This window comes from Caldicoprobacter algeriensis (assembly GCF_023838525.1).
Lineage (GTDB): Bacteria > Bacillota > Clostridia > Caldicoprobacterales > Caldicoprobacteraceae > Caldicoprobacter > Caldicoprobacter algeriensis.
Genome location: NZ_JAHUQD010000005.1, coordinates 119,304 through 141,023, shown reverse-complemented (window position 1 = coordinate 141,023; position 21,720 = coordinate 119,304). Strand labels below are relative to the sequence as shown.

General features: G+C 36.5%; 15 protein-coding genes. All 15 read right to left on the bottom strand.

Annotated elements, in window-relative coordinates:
* Window positions 1-1,060, bottom strand: a 1,060-nt coding sequence (gene istA / locus KVG29_RS04845) for an IS21 family transposase (RefSeq protein ID WP_252227019.1), incomplete at its 3' end; no start/stop codon positions are given.
* Window positions 1,061-1,415: 355 nt separating this feature from the next.
* On the bottom strand, window positions 1,416-3,146 hold the full coding sequence (locus tag KVG29_RS04840; protein ID WP_252227018.1) for an FAD-dependent oxidoreductase: 1,731 nt from the start codon (window positions 3,144-3,146) through the stop codon (window positions 1,416-1,418).
* A gap of 47 nt (window positions 3,147-3,193) precedes the next feature.
* Complete coding sequence (locus KVG29_RS04835) at window positions 3,194-4,471, bottom strand: FAD-dependent oxidoreductase (RefSeq protein WP_252227017.1); 1,278 nt, start codon at window positions 4,469-4,471, stop codon at window positions 3,194-3,196.
* 47 nt (window positions 4,472-4,518) lie between these two features.
* Complete coding sequence (locus KVG29_RS04830; protein ID WP_252227016.1) at window positions 4,519-5,892, bottom strand: hypothetical protein; 1,374 nt, start codon at window positions 5,890-5,892, stop codon at window positions 4,519-4,521.
* A gap of 13 nt (window positions 5,893-5,905) precedes the next feature.
* A complete protein-coding gene (locus KVG29_RS04825) occupies window positions 5,906-6,781 on the bottom strand; it encodes a carbohydrate ABC transporter permease (RefSeq protein ID WP_252227014.1) in 876 nt (291 codons plus the stop codon).
* A gap of 39 nt (window positions 6,782-6,820) precedes the next feature.
* Window positions 6,821-7,717, bottom strand: coding sequence for a carbohydrate ABC transporter permease (locus KVG29_RS04820; RefSeq protein ID WP_252227013.1), 897 nt, complete (start codon window positions 7,715-7,717; stop codon window positions 6,821-6,823).
* Window positions 7,718-7,780: 63 nt separating this feature from the next.
* On the bottom strand, window positions 7,781-9,157 hold the full coding sequence (locus KVG29_RS04815; RefSeq protein ID WP_252227012.1) for an extracellular solute-binding protein: 1,377 nt from the start codon (window positions 9,155-9,157) through the stop codon (window positions 7,781-7,783).
* Between the two features lie 81 nt (window positions 9,158-9,238).
* Entirely contained in the window at window positions 9,239-9,955 is a 717-nt protein-coding gene (locus KVG29_RS04810; RefSeq protein ID WP_252227011.1) for a helix-turn-helix transcriptional regulator, read from the bottom strand.
* A gap of 180 nt (window positions 9,956-10,135) precedes the next feature.
* Window positions 10,136-11,395 (bottom strand): IS110 family RNA-guided transposase, encoded by a 1,260-nt coding sequence (locus KVG29_RS04805; RefSeq protein WP_252227009.1) that lies wholly within the window; start codon window positions 11,393-11,395, stop codon window positions 10,136-10,138.
* Window positions 11,396-11,859: 464 nt separating this feature from the next.
* Window positions 11,860-12,810, bottom strand: a complete 951-nt coding sequence (locus KVG29_RS04800) for a response regulator (RefSeq protein WP_252227007.1) — start codon at window positions 12,808-12,810, stop codon at window positions 11,860-11,862.
* A gap of 19 nt (window positions 12,811-12,829) precedes the next feature.
* Complete coding sequence (locus tag KVG29_RS04795) at window positions 12,830-14,605, bottom strand: sensor histidine kinase (protein WP_252227006.1); 1,776 nt, start codon at window positions 14,603-14,605, stop codon at window positions 12,830-12,832.
* Between the two features lie 444 nt (window positions 14,606-15,049).
* Window positions 15,050-16,939, bottom strand: a complete 1,890-nt coding sequence (locus tag KVG29_RS04790; RefSeq protein WP_252227004.1) for a heparinase II/III domain-containing protein — start codon at window positions 16,937-16,939, stop codon at window positions 15,050-15,052.
* 873 nt (window positions 16,940-17,812) lie between these two features.
* On the bottom strand, window positions 17,813-19,609 hold the full coding sequence (locus tag KVG29_RS04785; protein WP_252227002.1) for an extracellular solute-binding protein: 1,797 nt from the start codon (window positions 19,607-19,609) through the stop codon (window positions 17,813-17,815).
* A gap of 55 nt (window positions 19,610-19,664) precedes the next feature.
* A complete protein-coding gene (locus tag KVG29_RS04780) occupies window positions 19,665-20,543 on the bottom strand; it encodes a carbohydrate ABC transporter permease (protein WP_252227000.1) in 879 nt (292 codons plus the stop codon).
* Between the two features lie 24 nt (window positions 20,544-20,567).
* A complete protein-coding gene (locus tag KVG29_RS04775; protein WP_252226998.1) occupies window positions 20,568-21,473 on the bottom strand; it encodes an ABC transporter permease in 906 nt (301 codons plus the stop codon).
* Between the last annotated feature and the right edge of the window lie 247 nt (window positions 21,474-21,720).

The window sequence follows — 21,720 nt, the reverse complement described above, 5'->3', positions numbered from 1 at the left end:
TTTCGTGAGTTGCTATCACCTTCCCTTCGTAAAGAATTTCTATCTTGCCATTTCTCTCCCTTACAACCACCTCTTTCCCACTGTATTGCCATGGTACACCATACCTCACACCACCAAAGCTCAGCAGTCCATCCTTGTGAACTTTCCTCACCTCTTCCATGAATCTCTGGTATTTATCAGGGGCGGGTAGGGGTTTAAGGTTTTCTTCCTTTAAACGGTCAATAGGCCTTTCACCAGTAGTACCGTGTATTCTCCTGTTTTTCTTGTCACACCATTCTATCGCCTGACGGTTTAAGTCTCCATAGTCTGTAAACCTCCTGCCCGGCAAGAAATTATCTTTAACAAATCCTATACCACTTTCCACCTTGCCCTTGGTCTGTGGACGCCGCACCCTGCATACCCTGGGAACAAAGCCAAGAGTCGCAGCAAAATCCTTAAACACGGCATTCCATATCGGCCTGTTGTTCTCATCAGTACCAAGTATTACGGTTTTCATCCTGTCTGTGAGAACTATATCAGTTACTCCACCAAAGTATTCAAACCCGTGAATGAGGCAACGAATGAAAGTATGGACATTGCAGCGATTTGTAAATTCCACATATATGGCCCTGGAATACCCCAACACCATGACAAAGATATAAAGTTTACGCACCTCGCTAGTTTCCTCGTCAATGTAAGTATATTCACCCCAGTCAACCTGAGTTTGCTGGCCGGGGTTAGTCTCATAGCGGCGCACAGCAGGAATCTCTTTAGGAGGCCTAAACGGCCTTACATAATCCCTCAGAATAGTACGACCACCTGTATAGCCTTCTTCCTTAATCCTCTCATAAATGACCTCGCAATTGAATATACCTGAGTTTATCATCTGTTGAATAGTATCCTTGTATGGGTCAAGCTTTGACCCTCTTTTAGGATGAGGTTTTCTTTGAGGAATACCGTCCGCTCTCAGGTATTTTCTTACAGTATTTCTTGAAAGACCAGTTTCTTTAGCGATTGCACGAATGCTCTTGCCCTTTGCTTTTAATTCGTGTAACATGATAATAGATCCACTCCCTAGCATTTATTTCCCTCCGATTCTTTGTGGAATTAATCAGAGGGATAATTCGCCAGGGGGTGGGTCAATTCCTTTTCGTTACTCCTGGGTCAATTATACACCGACGGTGACAAAACCTCCTTTCAACTGACAAACTCGGGTTATAATGCACCTGCACCTTATTTGACAATGCCATGCAAATCTGATATGTCATAACAAAAAATAAGCCCGGCTTAAAAGATCAAGCCGAGCATCATTATACTTGATATTTCGTGATCAGGCAATATGACGTTCCATGATTTTTATTGCCCATATCCCTGTACTCAATGCAAACAATAATTGTGAAGTAAATTGAATTTAATACGTCTTCTTTAAACCTAGGTCATCTTACATCCCATGCAAACACATGTACTTTATCAACTCCCCATGTAGCTTCAGGTATAAAACGAACAGCCTTAGTCCTCACATCTATTCTCAAACGCACAAGCCTTTGATAGTTATTTTCTATCCTCTTAATCGTGCACCAATCTCCACTTTCGTTTTGAATTTCTATTGAAAATTTCTTTACTAGAGTGGAAGGGACACGGAATGGTTCATCATTCAGTGGATAATTACATGGCATATTAGGTACAGACCGGTTTAAATCACTGTCAAATACAAATCGTAGTTCTTGTATCCTTTCGGGTTTGTCAAATTCATACTGAACCCATGCTCCTATATTTCCTATCCAACCATTATCTTCATTATCCACAGGACGATCTATTCCATTACGCAATGGCTCAGGATCGCCTTCTGATGCTGTCAGTTTAGCCTTTTTTGTTAATTCAGGTATATTCCGTTTATGCCATGGCAAATAACAATCATCTTCCATCAATGTTTGCTGCAATTCGCGAATCTTTTGTTGATATACTCCCCTTGGTGTTAAACCATCTCTTATAGCTATAGCTGCTGCTGTACCTACCGCTTGACCTATTATAGCACATGTACCCATCACTCTAGTTGCACTCAAAGCCGCATGAGTAGCACTAATATTACGACCTGCAAACATAAGATTTTCTATGTTACGCGAATAAAGGCAACGATATGGTATACCAAACGGTGAAGGCGTAGGATGAAAAGTGGTAGGTGGACCCGGATATCGAAAACCCGAGGGATGATGATCATCCATCGGCCATCCGCCATAGGCTACTATGTCATCAAATCGTCCCTCCGATAAAATATCATTTTGTGTAAGTATATAATCACCTATATAACGACGACTTTCTCGCTTCCCTGGTAAAAAACCTATCCATTCTAATGTCCAGTTTTCAGCTCCATGATCACCATGATTTTTTATATGATCCCATACGCCAAAAGCTATCTTGAGCAGTTCATCCCGAATTGCTTCGGTATCATGTATGGAATCTTGGTCACCACCAAGCTCTATCCACCAAAAGTTGGTTTTCCTCACATCATGGTTACGAAGTTCATGAGGTATGTCATCCTCATTAGGATAATCATAAGCCCAAGTAGGTGGTATAAAAGGTTGCGGATAAGGTGTCTCACGAGCTTGTATGAGACAACTCATACCCATAGTTTTATTATCTGCTTCCACAGGCGCTATAGACTCATTAAATTCATCCTGTGATTCACGACCTATCCTAAATTCAGCTCCAGAAAGTGGCGCTAAAATACTATCACCAGAACAATCCGCAAATATCTTAGCTTCTACTGTATGCCAAGTCTGCGTAGTCATTTGCCACCCTTTTACAGATTTTATACGATTACCGTTCATTTCTAACAATGTGCATGTACAATTTAGCAGCAACGTTATATTTTTCTCAAATCGCACCTTTTCATACAAAACGCTATCCCATATATAATAATTTTTCTGTGGATTACGATAATAATTCTCTAAAATAATTTCTTCCAAAATACCAGTCTCTCTATTATTTTTGCCACGAGCGCCACATATCCACATTCGTATCTCTGATGATGCATTTCCCCCCAACACTGGCCTATCCTGCATCAACACTACTGTAGCGCCATGACGTGCAGCAGCAATAGCAGCACATAGACCAGCCATCCCTCCGCCGACAACGCAAAAATCAACTTTGTGGACTATATTCCTCAAAACTCATCTTCCTTTCTTTCCTCATTTTTTAATAAATAGTTAGAGTATTATGGTTCCACGCCTTGTGTTTTAAGTACAGCTTGCAATTTACGCACATCAAGTTCGCGCGGTTTAACATCATATTTTACACACAATGCCGCAGCAATGCCTACCGCTTGACCCATATTAGCACAAATAGGCATCACACGGAAATTAGAATGGGCTTTATGCGTTCCTGAAATATTTCTCCCCGCCAACAACAGATTATCTACTTTTTTAGGTACAAAACACCTGTAAGGGATAGTATACGCCTTCTTTTGAGGGAACAATTTTTGGACACCGGTCTCATCCAATCCACTACCTGTCAAATTGTGTATATCAAAGTTAAAATGAGCCTTTGTTACCGCCCAATCATCAAATACCCTGGCTTCTAATATATCATCTTCGGTTAAAGTATACTCTCCTTCAAAGTGCCTTGTTTCCCTTACACCTATAATACTAGCCGAGCTTATCACGTAGCAATTCTCAAAGCCCGGTACAAAGTTCCTCAAAAAATTTACAATAGGTTCTATCTGTTTACGACACACATATTCAGCTTTAGTTAAATCCTCCACCTTAGTTCCATCTACTTCAATACAATTTGTCATATTACATGTAACAACACCTGGTAGCGACGAACGATACAACAATACATGCCCCGCAGGATGAGGTAAATAACGTTTAGCTAAAGTCTGGAGATCTCCTGCAGGCACTTCAAATGTGGTCTCAAAGCTGCCAGGTAATACCGCCCTCTCTGTATCCACTCCAGCTACCTTGAACATTAATGTCATAGGCTGCATTTTTCCATCAGTTTCTCTACCTTTATAATAAGGTACTCCCGCTTTAGCTGCTATATCGCCGTCTCCAGAAGCATCGACAATTATCTTGGTAATAATAGCTTCACGACCTGATTTGCTCTCAGTAATTACTCCTCGTATAACATTATCCTCCATTATGACATCACAAGCAAAAGTATAAAGTTGTAATATAACCCCTGCCTCATACAACATATCCAACATAACAGTTTTAAGTTTCTCAGGATTAATTATTTTTGGATCGTCACAGTCCTTTGATCGTTCCAATATTTCTTCGTAGAAGCCACCTTTAGTATCACCGGTCCAATGGCTCATAAGACCTACAGTGGCCATTCCACCCACTGAACCAGTTTGCTCTATAAGCATAGTACGAACACCCTGACGAGCCGCATTAACAGCAGCTGAAAATCCTGCCGGTCCACCACCTATCACTAAAACATCTACTTCTGCCTTAATGGGTATTTGTTTAGCAGGTTCAGTATAATACCCCATGTTAAATCCTCCCTCTTTTAAAAAAAATTAAATAAAGAATATATAGACTAAGTATACATAAGATATGCTGTAGCCGTACATGAAGTATCTGATATAATACGAACCCAATGCGCACTGAATCCATATGGGAACTCATGATGGATATACCTACCTCTTGGCACAGTTAATACCTCATAGTCTTTCCACGTACCATTCCCTAAGAAATCTACTTGAATAATAAAATCTACTGAATGATTTGCACTATGGTATAGATGTAACACTTTTTTATCAAAACCTGTCATTAAATATGGATCCGATGGTTGATAAGCCTCCACCGGCGTTTCCCACCACGGTCCACCCCACCCTTGAGGTTTACCAAATTGCCATAAATCGTCAGTCTTGCCAAACCAAAGATTAGATTGAGGTTCACCTGCTAAAATGTTTGTATCCCATATTGGCGTTACTTGATCACCGCCTAATACTAACATTCCACGCCACGAACAAAAATCAGGTATTACTATTAAATGAGTAGATATAGGACATATCCCCCATATCTTACCTTCATAAGCTAGATGAGAAAGTTCATAAAACATTCCATGGCAATCCATAAGATAACGTTCAGTTTCCACTTCCCTTATACGCCACCATTCAGTTAATATCATATGATCCATCGCGTGCGTAGCCTTAGGTAAGCGATAAGTATCCCACTGATTATTATTAAATACTTTTAATATTGCAGATGCACGATCCCATCCAATAGCGTATAATGGCTGATCGTTAATTTTCACTCCCGCCACTTCGTTAAAGGGTTTCTTTTCTATAATATACCATTTTTCTCCATCCCACTCAGCTAGTCTTCCCCCCGCTGTTATACCCTTGAAATCCTCCTCACCATATGAATTATTAGCCACCACTACCCTACCAAATTTAGTCCAACCCCCTTTAAAATGTGGTTTGGTACCTTGTGGTACATCTAATTCTTCCATTAAGTCAAAAAGTAATTTTGATGTCAATGTATTTAAATCTGTCTCAAATAACAAACCTTCCATTGTCAAGAAGTAAACTTTATTTTCAGGGTTATCTAGATGCTCCATCGTAGCTGCTAGGCGATGTTCTACTAAATCTGTTATCGTCCTTACATTACCCTTTGTATCGACTACATGTGGCCCTATAATAAGCTGACTCGATGGAGCATGAATCATTCTATTAGCATATGTGCCTACTACGCTTTCAGGGTGTTTCCGTATGTTAAAATCTTCATCTACCTCAAACAAGCCTGTTCCACCACCCGAACAAGCCCCATGAGCCACATAGGTTATGAACCACAACCGTCCAGCCCATGGCATAATAGCTCCTATTCCGATTTCCGATCTCACTGTTTCAATATCAGCACTAACACTCAATGCAGGATTAACACCACTAACAAAATATTTACTTTTCATTATAAGCCTCCTCCTATCCCTTTATGCTTCCTGCAGTTATACCTTCAATAAAGTAATTCTGTCCTATAAAGAATACGATTAATATAGGCAACAATGCTGATACTGAAGCTGCCATTATAAGAGTATCCTGCTGTCCTCCCATTTCGTCAATAAAGTTGGTAAGTCCCAACGGTATAGTGTAAAGTTTGCGATTAGTTAGAAAGATCAATGGTCCCTCATAATCATTCCAACGCCACACAAAGCTTAATATGGCTAAACTGGCCAATGCTGGTTTCGCTAATGGTAAAATTATTTGCCAATAAGTTCTCAGCTCACTAGCACCATCTATTTTTGCTGATTCTGACAACTCAAATGGAATGGTCATAAAAAATTGTCTTAACAAAAATACACCTAAAGTGGTAAAAAGGCCCGGTAAAATTAACGCCCAATGAGTATTGTATATACCTAACCAGCGAAACAACATAAACCTTGGCACCATTAATACTTGAAATGGTATCATCATAGTACCTAGATAAAGCAAGAATATCTTATCCCTGCCTTTAAAGTCTAATCTAGCAAATCCATAACCAGCTAATGAACTGGTTAACAATTCACCAACGACACATATAATCGTTATTTTGATAGAGTTTAAATAATATACATAAAACGGCGGATTTTGATTGAGCCACACTTCTTTATAATTATTGAAATTCCACCTTTTCGGTATCCATTCTATTGGAAATTTATACACATCTGCCTGTATTTTAAAAGATGTAGACAACATCCATATGAATGGTAATAACATCATAATACCAGCTATGAACATTATAATGGTGACAATACTCTTACTTATAATCTTTTTTGGATGTCGATTTAAAAATTTATTTCTATAAACATCATTTTTTATCACTATATGATCATCCTCCCGCAAGTTCCTATATACAAGTTCCTATATATAATTGACCCATTTTTTTTGGCCTCGCCATTGTATTAAAGTTACAATAAATATACCAATAAATAAAAACCATGCCATAGCTGCAGCATATCCCATCTTATAATATCTAAAACCACTCAAGTATATATAATAAGCTATAACTGTCGTAGCCCTCGCAGGTCCGCCTTGAGTCATAATATTTATTTGGCCGAATACCTGAAATGAGCTTATAATACCCGTTATAAGTAGAAAAAATATAGTAGGCGAAAGCATAGGAATCGTCACATGTCTTAACTTATGCCAGCTATTAGCACCATCAATATCTGCTGCTTCATACAATTCTTTTGGTATCCCTTTTAACCCTGCTAAATATACAACAACGTTGTATCCCAATCCTCCCCATATACTCATTATCATAATAGCTGGCAACGCCCATTTACTGCTAGCCAACCATTGGGGAGGATTATCGATGCCTATACTCATAAGAAATTGATTTAAAGGCCCATAATTCGGATTATATAATGCCAACCATATAGCCGATATTGCTACTATATTAGATATATATGGCATAAAAAACATGGCCCTTATAATATTTCGCCCATAAACTTTATCATTCAATATAATTGCTATAAATAAAGATATCGAGAGAGCTAAAGATATAGTTACTACAGTATACATAAGATTGTTCTTCAATGAATCAATAAACCAGACATCAGAGAACATATATAAATAATTTTTTAAGCCAACAAACCTTATATTTTCGGTACCTGTAAACAAATTCCATTCTGTAAAAGATACAACTAGTGAAAAAAGCACGGGTATAAACGTAAGTACCATAAAACCAATAAGATTTGGAGCAATAAATAAATAACCCGTAATATTCTTTTTTAATTCCTTATTTTGTATAATCAATCATTCCCCACCTCTTTTAGTTTTAAGGGATGGGATTTTTAAGCCCCATCCCTTAAAACTTTTTTATTGTGCAGCATTCTTTATAGCCTCATCCGCACGTTTCTTTACATTTTCTATATATTGATCGACGGTCTGTTCTTTCAAATATAATTTATCCAGTTCTTCCTTAAGAATTTGCTGTATTTCAGGTGCAGCTACAGTCACGGTATCCACTACATATTTTATATTTGGATCTAAAGCTACCCGTTTGAAAGCATCAACATCAAATAGCTTTTCTGCATTGTCTCCCAGAATACCCTTGGCAACTACTTCCGGATCAGCATTCTTCCACGCAGGTATTTTACCTGCTTTAAGTAAATATGTGGCTGCTCCTTCAGTAGCCCAATACTTCATAAATTCCCATGTTTCTTGTTTATACTGGGACTTACTGTTCATCATTATCCAGTTATTTAAGCTTCCTGTATTGTAATAATCTTTACCTTTCTCTGGTACAGGTAATGGTGCAAATGTAGTAATCCATTCATGAGGGTATTCTGCAGTATTATTAACATACCTGAGCATCCACGGAGAAGATACCATCATCGCAACTTCTTGGTTTAAAAATACATCTTGCGGATAAGCCTGAAGTTTTCTAGCAAGTACTTCACTGTATGGAAATGTACTATTATCAGTATACATCATATCATAATAAAGCTGTACGCTTAATTTAAAAGATGGATCATCAAAATTAGATTCAGAACCTTCGTTTTTATACCAATAATTATCTTCCAAAACCATCCTGGCCACATCCGGCGCATTATAGGCACCATAACGTATTTTCCCGTTTACATTTTTGGTCAGCTTTTTTGCTATCTCTCTAAATTCATCTATAGTCCACTCTGTAGGAACTTCAATACCTGCTTCTTCAAATGCCGACTTATTTATCATCATATAAGCAGGTTCCTTAGTTGTAGGTATACTAAATAATTTACCTTTATATTTAAAAACCCCTTCTTCTCCAATATTATCTTTCACAAAATCATCAACACCATAACTACTTAGATCTTCTGCCATCCCACCTTCAATACGCTTTGTCATATTTGGAACACTATAAGAAAAATAAGCATCAATTTGTTCACCTGCCAATAATGCAGTATCTAACTTAGTATTACCTGTATCATCGTTTACAAAACGTACATATTCTACTTGTATATCAGGATGAGCTTTATTCCATGCATCCACCAACTCTTGAGGACCATTTTCAGCTGGTACACCACCCCATACTATCAGTTTTATCGGTTCCTTTTTACTACTCTCCTGTTCATTACCACTATCACCACCCTCACTCTGTGTAGAAGTTTGTTCGTCAGTATTATTATCAGTTTTCGAGCAAGCAAACACCGCTGTTAGTAACACAGATAAAATTAATATTAGCGATAACCACTTTAAAATTTTTTTCATAAAGATTCCTCCCTATATTTTTTCTGTGTCTATTATTTTATCTTATAAATTCGTCATGTAAATAAATTTCTTTTCGTAATATTAGAAATATTTTTTACCTTTCGACATTCCATCACTTCCTTGGTTGGCGATATTATTATTTCCTTTTGAAGTATTTTTTGAATTTTTTAAAATATTTTTGAATTTTGTTGGACTCATGCCAACCAATTGTTTAAATACTTTGCTGAAATAACTAACATTAGCATAACCGACCTTTTCTGCAACTTCGTATATATTTATATCCGAAAAGCTAAGATATTCCTTAGCTTTTTCAATACGTACTCTATTTATATAATCTGTTAAATTGTTGCCCGTTTCTTTTTTAAAAAGAAAACTAAAATATGCACTATCCATTCCTACATATTTAGCTAGATCAGAAAGTTTAATGTCTTTCATGTAATGAATATTTATATAATCAATTGCTTTACTTATCTCTCTTCTATATTGTTGATTTTTGAGTTTATTTAAATATTTAGCGTAATATATCATAAACTTGTTAAACCAATTTTTCATGTCCTCTAATGTCTCACAATAATTAATGGTATCGTAAAGAACATTTTGCTTTTCATCTTTGATGTCATTTAAATTACCACCGTATTGTTTAACAACATTGGCAAAAGTATAAACAATCTCAACACATTCTTTAAACGCGTTATAAGGCGATAAAATTTTATCCATAGCTATAAATTCTAATATTTGCATGACCATATTTTTAGCATCATCTATCAATCCCATAATTAAATTATCTCTTATTCTCATTTCATATTCTTTAGTATAGTAACACCTATCAATATAGTAATTCGGTAATATGTCAAGGGGGGATTCAAAAAAAGTTGAAAATTTTTTAGCGATTTAAACCTAAAAAAGGGCATAACAAAGCTAACCATCATCCAAAGGAGATGGTAATAATTAACATAAATGTAAATTAGGAAATCGGTTTTAGCTTATGCTAATATCTCCTTTCCTGGCGGATGGATTGTAAAGTTTTTCATCGCGCAGCAGAGCGAAGACTAACCTTACCGCCTTACGGGCTGTAAGCACTAAAGCCCTCTTATGATGATGGGTCTTGCTTTCGTTATACTTGCGAGAGTAATAGTCAGCAAATTCGGGTAAATACTTCCTGAGCTGTTCTGCGGCCTGTATGAAGTAGTATCTGAGGTAGTGGTTCCCAGTCTTTCTGATAAAAGTATCATCAGCAGTAAAGTCTCCAGACTGGTATTCAGACCAATACAGACCTGAGAATTTGGCCAAAGCGTTATCGTTCTCGAAGCGAGAAATGCCCCCTATTTCAGATATAAGGCCAGCAGCCAGGACGGGACCAATACCTTTGACTGAAGTTAAGCACAGAAACTCGTTTTTAAAAAGGGGCAGCTCCTTTTCGATGGCTTTATCCACAGCTTTGATTTGCTTTTCCAGAGCCTTTATATTTTCAAGGCAGGATTTGAGCACAAAGCTTAGTGAGTTATCCACAGAAGCGTTAAGCCTGTAAGATTTTGCAGCTGTCTCTTTTAAGGCTTTAGCGGTGGCCTGTGGACATTCAAAATGCTTTTTGCCATGTTCCATTATAAAATCAATGAGTTCATCAAGCGATCGAGTCGCAATATCCTCTACGGTAAGAAACTCATGGAACAGTTCTGTAGCGGAGGCCCCGAAGTTGTTAGAGAAAACCTTGTCCTGGCATATAGCACTGAATTTAAGAAACAGATTGCTCAGGTAGTAGGATTTTTCCCGAGCCAGGTTTTCCACAAGGTGATACCTGTAGCGAGTAAGCCTTTGGAGAGCAAGGTATCTAAAATCCACAGGGCACGACTTGGGTAGCCTACCGAAACGAAGTCTTTCTGCGATGGTGTTGGCATCCACCCAATCATTTTTAGGGAGATTGCCCAGGGACTTTTTGAAGTTTTCTATGAGTTTGGGGTTAAAGCAAATAATGTGAGGGTGATAAGGCTTAAGCTGAGGGGAATCAGCCAATAGATGCTGTATATGCCAGCCATACACTGAAGTGGATTCAAGGCCGATGAACAGGGTATCAACAGCTAAAGCCTTACAGCACCTGAGTATGGTATCTATAAGGATATCAGCTCCATTTTGGTCATTGGTGACTGAGAAAGGTTTGACGACTTCAACCCCATTCTGGTCGATGATAGATACCTTGTAATCCTTAAGGCTGAGGTCAAGGCCTACAAAGAGCTTATTCACATTTAACACCTCCTTTCTGGGGGGAGTGACAAGGTAAAGGATATTTGGGATAACCCTAGCAACCAGGTTATATAACAGCCTCGCGGTATTAGCTCTTAGCAATACAGGCTTTAGTCTCCTGCTGCCGAGAACCTGTACTACGACAAAGCAGAATTCGAGTTAGAAACGGCAAACCTGGTGTAGGGACCACACTAACTTAAGCAGTCGAGCTGCAAGGGAGGCAAAGCCTGTCCCAGATATCTTTACCAGATAATCATGCTACAGGTTATCCCAAAAGTAAAGAGTTTTTTTGCCGCCTATGGGAGACGGCGCCATATACCACCATTTGTGATAGGTGAATATATAGGTTATGGTTGAGGTGCCATTCAAAAGCTTGCAGCTAGCTATGAATGGGAGTAAGATATGGTGAGTTAATTACCAGTTAATAACTGGTAAAATAAATGGCCTAAAGGCTAATTGATTTGTCATCTACAAGCACTAGTATACGAGGTAGGTACATTGTAATAATAATTTATACTACCTTTACCACTATACCATCTAAAATTAACTGCTTGAAGAGCATACATATAATTTCCCCTCAAGTCAGTTAAAGACTCAAATATTTCACTTATTCCAAATGATACTGAGATATTAAGATACAATTTAAAAGCTTGCAACAGTTCCTTACATAAATTTTCTATTTCATTAGTAATATCACAATTATTTAAGCTAAATATTATACCAAATTCATCATCTTTTCGATGAAATATATCTGCATTCATTTTATTATTATCTATAATCTCATCAGCAATGTTTAATATAGAAAATCTTAATAACCCTTCATCTCCCATGATATTTTGTTGACGTACATTACCATAATCATCCACACGCATACACACTACTATATAGGGAGCACTTTCTAAGCGTAAATTTAAAAGAGAAAATGTTTCTGACCACCACGTCATAGGCAATGCAAATCCATTTATAATATCATTAAAAAATTTACTGCGTAACTCATACATATTTGTATTAAACTGCCAGTATAATTTCATGGACTTATAATGCTCAATCTTTTCTTCTTCTATCATTTTTTTTACATTTTCCATTACTTTTATAAGGTCATCCAGTTGCATAGAAAGTTTTAATATATAGTCTACAGCTCCTAACCTCATAGCTTCTTTAACATATTCAAAATCATCATAGCAGCTCAAAACAACAACTTTAGTTGAAGGAAACTCATTTCTTAAAACTTTTATTAATTCTATTCCGTCCATCTTGGGCATACGTACATCAGTTAGCACTATGTCAGGATGCATTTTTGTAGCTATATCCAATGCCTCTTGTCCATCTGCAGCATCACCAATTATTTCAAATCCAAAATTATTCCAATCAATAGCAGTTATAAGTCCTTTTCTAACCAATAACTCATCTTCCACTATTAATAATTTTAGCATTTTACTGATGATCCCCTTTCTGTGATAAAGGTAAACATATTTGTATAACAGTACCTTTCCCTTCTTCACTGTGTATTACTAAACCATAATCAACTCCAAAATATAATTTTATACGATCATTAACGTTCTTCAAGCCTATATTGTTATTAAACTTATTATTCTTCTGCAATCCCTTTAATATTTGATCTATTTTTTCAGACGACATACCCTTACCATTATCTACCACTTCTATAAACAATAAATTTGATTGTTTATAACCATTTATAGTTATCACACCACGTGATTCCATATCTTCAAAACCATGTATTATAGCATTTTCAACTAAAGGCTGTAATATTAAACGAGGAACCTTATATGATAATATAGTTTCATCAATATTATACCTTATATCAAACTTGTCTCCATAGCGCATTTTCTGGAGTAAAACATAACTATCTATACATTGTATTTCTTCTAATAATGGTATTATTTCTCCATTCTTACTCAGCGTAGTTTCTAACAACTTACCTAAGGCCGTTATCATCCTGCCTATTTCATTCTCTCCCTTTATAATTGCCATCCATTTTATTCCATTCAATGCATTGAATAGAAAATGAGGATTTATTTGCATTTGGAGCGTTTCAAAATACATTCTTTCTCTCATTTTATGCTCTTCTTCCAATTGTTTTATAAGTCTGTCTATTTCTTTTACCATAATATTAAAAGTCTTACTTAATTGCGAAACCTCATCATTTCCATTTACAGGAGCTTCTATATTAAAATTACCTTTTGAAATCTCTTTCATTAATAAACTTAATCTATGCAATGGACGAGTTATAGCAGTAGATAATAGTATAGATATTATCATTAAAATAGTTACAAACAAACTGTTTATTAAAATATTATAACTCCATAGTTGGCCAACTTCTTTCATTAATGCATCATAAGGGGTGACTTGTATAACTTTCCAATTAACTTTAGGTATTGTATGGTAATTAATAACCATTTTTTCTCCATTTATATTCATCGTTAATGAGCCACTATAACTAGACTCTATATTTGTAAGATAACTTTCACCTAAACTATGGCCTATCATAGATAAATTATCAGTTAAGATAATAGTTCCTTTCTCATCTACCAGGAAAAGACGTGTCCCCTCAGGTAAATTTACAGTTTTGAACATAGAAACTAATTTCGACTGGGGATATAAACTTATTAGTAATACCCCATAACCACCTAAACTCTTATCTCCTTTTATAAGACGAGCCATGGCTATATTGTTTTTACAAAAATTATTTATATCTATATACCTCCCAAGTGGACTCATCCAAAACATATACCCATTCATATTTATTGTTTTTTTGAACCAATATTGATTCTTTATATCATCATACTTTTTATTAAATCCATACACAGTTGATGAATAAATATTATTACCTTTCAGATCAAATATTATTATGTCTGTATCATACGGATACAGTACTGAATTTTTGGCATTAGCTAATTTATCTATTATTTTCGATTTTTCATAAAACTCTTCCCATTCACTTACATAATCTTCTTTTTTTAATATATCAATTAACTCTTTATCTAAACTCAACATATTAGATGCTGCTATGAGATTATCTATAACCGCACTTATATTACTAGCTAACTGAGACAAAGTTTGCTGCGTAGAAGCATTTATTTTACTTTCCAAAATACTTTCATAAACATCATATACTATAATCGGTATAAAGAACATAGGCAGTATGACAAATAGAATAATAGAGTATATCAATTTATTCCTTATAGACAAGTCTTATCCACCTCAACTTCTGATAAATCATGTAACGTCCTCCCCTCAATAAATCGAGGAGCATCCTTAATCGGGCGTACACAATGTGCTTACCCCCGCACTTCGGTTTAGTAACACCATACCATTAATGTTGTAGATAGCCATTCCTGTTGATTCTCAAACTTCTTTTCCATGCTATCATGGTATCACATGAAAAAAAGAATGTAAACACAAAAGCGAGGGGCAGTAATCCCTTTCAATTCATTGAAAGGGATTACTGCCCCTCGCACTCTCCCAATTTCTCTAAAAAAGCCTTGTACCCAAAGTGTATGTCAAGTGAATTATGAAATAGGCCCGGCTCACCCTATTAACGTTACTACTTATACATCAAAAGCTACTTGACACACTCCCTTTTATGCCAACCTTTGCCTATACCCGCAGCTACAGTACTCCTTTCGTAAACCATCACATCCTAAATTCTTTAATTTTTATTTTCCATATCCCTGTAGCCAACGGTTGTTTTGCCCTAAACACCAACCTGTAAATATGGTCTCCCCATACATACAACAGCTTTTCATCAGTAATGGAAATATATTCGCTTTCGCATGAATAGAGGCTTTTATCAAATTCAATTAATATACTTTTGCCATTGAGATTTAAAGAGATTATCCCCTTTTCATTGTCAATTGAATGGGCACAAGCTATCATAAGGCTAAAAAAGATATCATCCGTTTTTTCCCGTAATTCAAATTCATCACAAATCTCTACATACGATTGATCTTCCCTATGTAAGGCACACCGCCTGAACCACTTTTTAATACCCGCATCAGCGGGATAAGCCGGGGCTATATCCATCGAAAGCTCAGCCATGTTTTCAGTGGCATAATAACCAACATCTCTGGCACGGTACTGTTCCCCGGCTTGCTGGCATACACCGTTTACAGTAGGAAGGTTATGATACTGAGATTGCATGGTCCATATCTCATACCTCGAACTACTAAAAGTCTTGGCGGTATATGTTTCAACGCCCACATCAATTATCAATGGCATCCCGTCATAATAGACGATGAACTGCCCTACATCGTTATGGTTATGGCTTTCGCCATTATGACCACCCTTTGCAGCTAGATAAAAGCCTTTATAATCCCCTTCTTTCTCCCTGACTGCCATCACCTGAATGCCATCCAACCATACATCCCTCACATAAGGCGGCCTAGCTTTTTTATTCATTAACTCCTCATGAATAAATATTTCAGGCAGCTGCCGTAGCAAAGAGCCAGGAACAGCTCTTTCTGAAGATTTTTCCTTCATTTGTAAATGATAAGCACTTATACCCATATCAACTAATTTTTGATCACCTATACGTTTACCGTACCTATATACTAAAGCAGCATCTATATTAACCTTTGCCCCTCCGTCAGCAAAATTGATAAAATAATCATCATGTATATGAGCCCTATATATGTATCTTCCTATTTGCTTTATTAGGTGCTCCTCATAGAAATTAATTTTACCTTCCGATGCCCAGTACAGAAGCTCAAGGCAATCAACGAGAGAAGCGCCTGCTCTTCCCCAGTATGTGGTGCCTTCATCACATCCACCATCTTCATGATAACTACCCACAAAAGCTTCTAAGCTTTCCAAAGCTTTTTTTACTGCCTGTATTCTTCTGTTTGTATCTTTTTCTACCAGCAAAAACGCGGTTAAACAGTTTGAATTACACCACGGATTCCAATTATTAATCTTTCGCCCAGATATAAACCCCATCCACCAAAAATCATTTCTTTCAAGGTATGGATCAAGGATACGCCTTTTCACTTCGTATTCTATCCGCTTACATATGAGAGGGGTTATATCGTCAAGTTGTGGTTTCAATAAATAATATGTCCAAGCCAATAGCCCTGCCGTTTCCCCTGCAAACAGGTCTATGATAGGTTCATTTACATCGGGAAGTGGAGCACCAGGATACTTTGATACAATGTTGTGAGCAGATACTCCCCAAAAAGTCTCTTCGCAAATAGCCCATATGCCGTTTACTATTTGATCTAAAAAACGTCCTTTCCCTTCCATGCACTCCGCTAAAACCAAACTAGCCAACACATGACGTCGCTTAAAATGAAGCTTTTCAAATTCGCTCCTATTACCATTTCGTTTAAAATCCATGAACCTCGTAGCCGGTAAAGGAGACCATGTAAAATCGAGATACTGCTCACCTGTTTGTATCCATTTGTTACGCAATTCTTCAGGTAATCCCTCCCACTGCTCCCGCTCACAAGCTCTGGGAAAAGGATGAAAATCGGAATAAGGTAAAATGAGTTCTCTCAAGGTATCATCGCTATATCTTTCTTTTAACATAGAGATATCCTCCCATCTTAAGTATGCTCTTTAAAATTAAGCCCATATTGGTAAAAAAAGTTTTAGTCACCTTCTATCTCCGGGATCAGAAACAGAGATGAAAATATTTAAAACTAACTGAAAAAATAAAAAATAGTTCAGCATAATAGTATCATTCCTAAGTTTTATACAAACAAATTAAAGGGAAATATATAAATTTTCCTGAAATTTAATATTCCAATAATTACATACAGGACAATACCCACCTTTGTCGAAATAGTTACTTATCACAAAAAACTAATCGAAAAGTGGTATTACCCTATGAATAGAATAATATTTTCAACTAGTAATTGCAATAAGGGAACTATTTTGGTGTGGCTGGCTTCAATATTGCAGTTCGCTTTTGATATCGGCTTTTTCAAACCATTTGAAACTTTTATTCTCAAAATGAAGGAAGCCCGTTATACAGTTATCCAGAAATTACTCACTATCTTAGTCTCCATTATTATGGGTTGTGATTTATCCCAATGATATCAATGAAATATTAGGCCTAGAGAGCTCAGCAGCTAACATGCTCTCTATGGAGCGGTTCCCTGGCCAGTTACAAAAACAGGCTACTGATTCACATTGACGAAGAAAGCATACTCCAGCTTAGGGAAATTCATAAGTAATACTTCCTATAGAAGCATTATCAAAGCCTAAGTATGTACAGTTGAGTTTCCTCATTTAATCATTTGTCAAGGTTCTGATTGCACAAAATTTAGATAGATAAATTAATTCTCAAAGAAAAGAAAAATTGCAGGGCTTGAGGTTAAAATTTCCTCAAGACCTGCTTAAAATGCTAATTATCTTATACTTGCAACTGTTGACCCCTTTTGTATTTTACAAATCAAATTACTTAAGATCCGAATCTAAATCATCGTAGCCCTTTTTAGTTACAAGTTTAGCCTTACTATAATCCAGTTTAGCCTCTTCAGTAACAGGCTCAAACTCAATCCCACCACGCTTTTTCCAGCGCTCAACTGCATCTTGTCTTATCCTTATGGCCTCCTCTATACCCATAGATTTGATCTGTTTTACAAAAGCATCAAAGTTTTCTAGAGGCTCTTGACCAGTAATAAATTTATCTATCATTTCGTCCCTGTAAGTATTTATATCATTCATAATAGTAGCGGAACGCTCGGCTTCTTCTCTAGTTAACTGAATAGGTGGAAGAGACAAATTATTAACAAGAGTTGGATCTAACCCTATTCCCCAAGTCCTCGCAGCCTGACGTTGAGCAGGTGTAGCTCCTACTATTTGCTCATAATAACGCGGATCTTGTACAAAATTAGCTTCATCACTAGCCATAGAATGTTTTGCTAATGCATCAGTAATTGATAAACCGTCCGGATTATTCAATACCTCGTCGGTATATTGGGGATAACCATTAACCATCTCATAACTTACACCCTCTTTTCCAAAGTTAAAAAGTAACTGTCCTTCTTCTGAATATCCAAAATCAAACCACTTTACAGATTCTATAGGATGTTTATTAGCCGTAGTTATAAAACCTACTCCAGCTTGCATGCTTAGAAGCCTACCCATCTCAAAATAAGGAATACTGTTTTCATCTCGTTTAGGATTTGGAGCTGGCCAAAGTAGAAAGTCTGGATCATTTCGCATAAGAGTAGTCCATTTGCCTAAATTACCAAACATATTACCCGAAGTAGCACCTATAAGATGATTAGTCAGTTTGGACTCAAACAAAGTTAAATCAGTAGTTAGATAATCTTTGTCTATAAGTCCCTCAGCATAAAGATCCCTTAAAAACGCTATAGCATCCTTGAAAGCCGGTTCTATAGGCCCATATGACACAGTTCCAGTAGGTCCACCTTTCATAAAGAAATCCTTCGTTACACCAAAAGCTCTAAGAAACGCCATCAATCTTCCATTTCCATCACTACCAAACGGTATTTCGTCTGGTTTACCATTACCATTAGGATCATTTTCTTTAAAACTTTTCAATACCATTTTCCAATCATCCAACGTTTCTGGTATAGGTAAACCAAGCTTATCCAACCAATCTTTGCGAATTTGGAATCCTCCTTGAGGTCCAGTTCCTGCAGCTTGTAGAAAAGTTTGAACAAATGGAAATCCAAATATTTGACCACTATCAGTCATGATCGATTTCTTAAGAGTAGGATATTTTTCCAGAAGCTTAGTAAGATTAGGTGCATACTTAGCTATAAGGTCATTTAAAGGAATTATCCGCTTCTCTGCGATAGCCTCTTCCATATTGCGAAAATATCCTCCCCAAATAAGATCCGGTAAATCACCACTTGCTATCATTAAATTAAATTGTTCTTGTTCCTGCCCCACTGGTGGATGTATCCATTTTATACGAATCCCCGTTAATCTCTCTAATTCTTGAAAACAGCTCTTTTGATTAAAATCATTCATCGTGGTCGCTGCTTTCCTCAACGTAGCCCACATTGTCAGTTCCAAAGGTTCTTTAACTATAGGTAATTGCAACTCCTCGGGCTGCGAAGAAGACTTATCAACTGTTGTTTCATTGCCTGAACTGCTTTCTTCAGTTAGTCCATTTTTTTCAGTTTCTTTCACTTTTTGACCACAAGCAGTTAACATGCCTATTACTGTTATAAAAGCTAATACCATTGCAAAAATCTTGTTTATACTTTGTTTACTCATGAAAAACTCCCCCTTTACAAAATTTTCTATAATTTAAAGTCTAATTGTAAACATTTCATTCTTTCAAAGAACCAATAAGTACCCCTTTAACAAAGTATTTCTGCAAAAAGGGATACAAGCAAAGTATTGGCACAGTAGATACTATAATAGTAGCATATTTTATAGTCTCCCCTATCGGCTCTCTATCTGTAACCACATTAGTCATCATCTCATAAAGGCTCTGAGTTATAAGAATCTCTCTCAATATGAGCTGTAGAGGAAATAATTCCCTTCTTCTCAAGTATACCAAAGCATTGAAGAATGAATTCCAATGCCCCACCGCATAAAATAATGTCATGACCGCCATTACTGGCAAAGAAAGCGGTACTATGATACGCCACATTATAGTAAAATCATTAGCCCCATCTATTCGTGCCGACTCTTCCAAACTAACCGGTATTCCTTGGAATGCCGTTCGCATTATTATCATATTATATGTACTTATAGCCCCCGGAATTATCATAGCCCACCGCGTATCTACCATACCTAAACTTTTTACAAGAAGAAAAGTTGGAATCAATCCACCGCTGAAAAACATAGTAAAAACTATGAGTTTCATTATAACTCCTTTACCATAAAGGTTTCTCCGTGACAAACCATAAGCTCCTAAAGTAGTCATAAAAAGGTTAACTACTGTACCACCTACTACATATATTATAGTATTTTTATATCCAATCCATACATTGGGATTTTGAGCTACTGTTCTATATGCTTCCAAAGTAAAGCCTTCTACCCACAACATTAATCCCCCTCGCTGAGCCACAGCCGTAGGGTTACTTAAAGACGCAACCAGCACATACCAAAAGGGATATAGTGTAGCTATAACCAAAAGAATCATCGCACAATAGTTTAATACATCGAAAATTATCTCACCAACGCTTTTCTTATAATACACCTTTCATTCCTCCTCACTATAAACCTACCATAAGCTGCTTTCACTTACTCGGCGACTTATAGTATTAGCAATAATTAAAAACATAAAGTTGACAACAGAATTAAACAATCCCACCGCCGCACTAAAACTGTAATCGTTTTCCATAAGACCACGCCTATAAACAAAGGTAGATATGACATCAGCTACTTCATAAGTAGTGGGATTATAAAGCAATATAATCTTTTCAGCACCAACACTTAACATACTACCCATTCTCAATATAAACATTATAACTATAGTAGGTATTATTCCAGGTATAGTTATATGCCACATCTTTTGCCAGCGATTAGCACCATCTATAGTTGCGGCTTCATATAATTGTGGATCAATATTAGATAATGCTGCCAAGTAAATGATAGAACCCCATCCTACTTCTTGCCATATACCTGAACTAACATATATGATCCTAAAAGCTCCAGGTACTCTCAACCATGCTTTAGGTTCTACACCCAGCACAGCTAATACAGTATTTATTAACCCATCGGGCGCAAGAAAGTTTACCAACATACCGCATATAACAACCGTAGATATAAAGTGCGGTAGATAGCTTATAGTCTGGACAGTTCGCTTAAACCACCCAACTTTTATCTCATTAAGCAACAAAGCCAATATAATAGGCGCTGGAAAACTAAATATTAATCCATATAGATTTATTAAAAATGTATTACGCAACAATCTAAAAAAATAATAACTTTTAAAAAAATTTTCAAAATTACGCCATCCCACCCATTCACTACCCCATATTCCACCCATTGGAGTAAAACGTTTCCATGCAATAATGACACCATACATAGGTAAATAATGAAAAATAATATAATACGCTACTACTGGCAAAAGAATGATATACACATATTTATTTCGGTTCCATTCTGTATACAATCTAGCCAACATCCGCTGATTTTTTGCCCCTCGTATATGGTTCTTGGACATTATGTTTAAAGATATTGCCATAAACTATTTTCACCCTTTCTTTATTTATTATTATATAAATATCTATATAAACGGCCCAATAAAAATCACGAGGCACTTCTTTTCTGTAAATTTAAAAGTTAAATTACCCATATTGGTTATATAATCTTCTTCCGTTGGCATAATACCCCTCAATATTAGCAACTAGCTTTAAGCGGACACATAATAT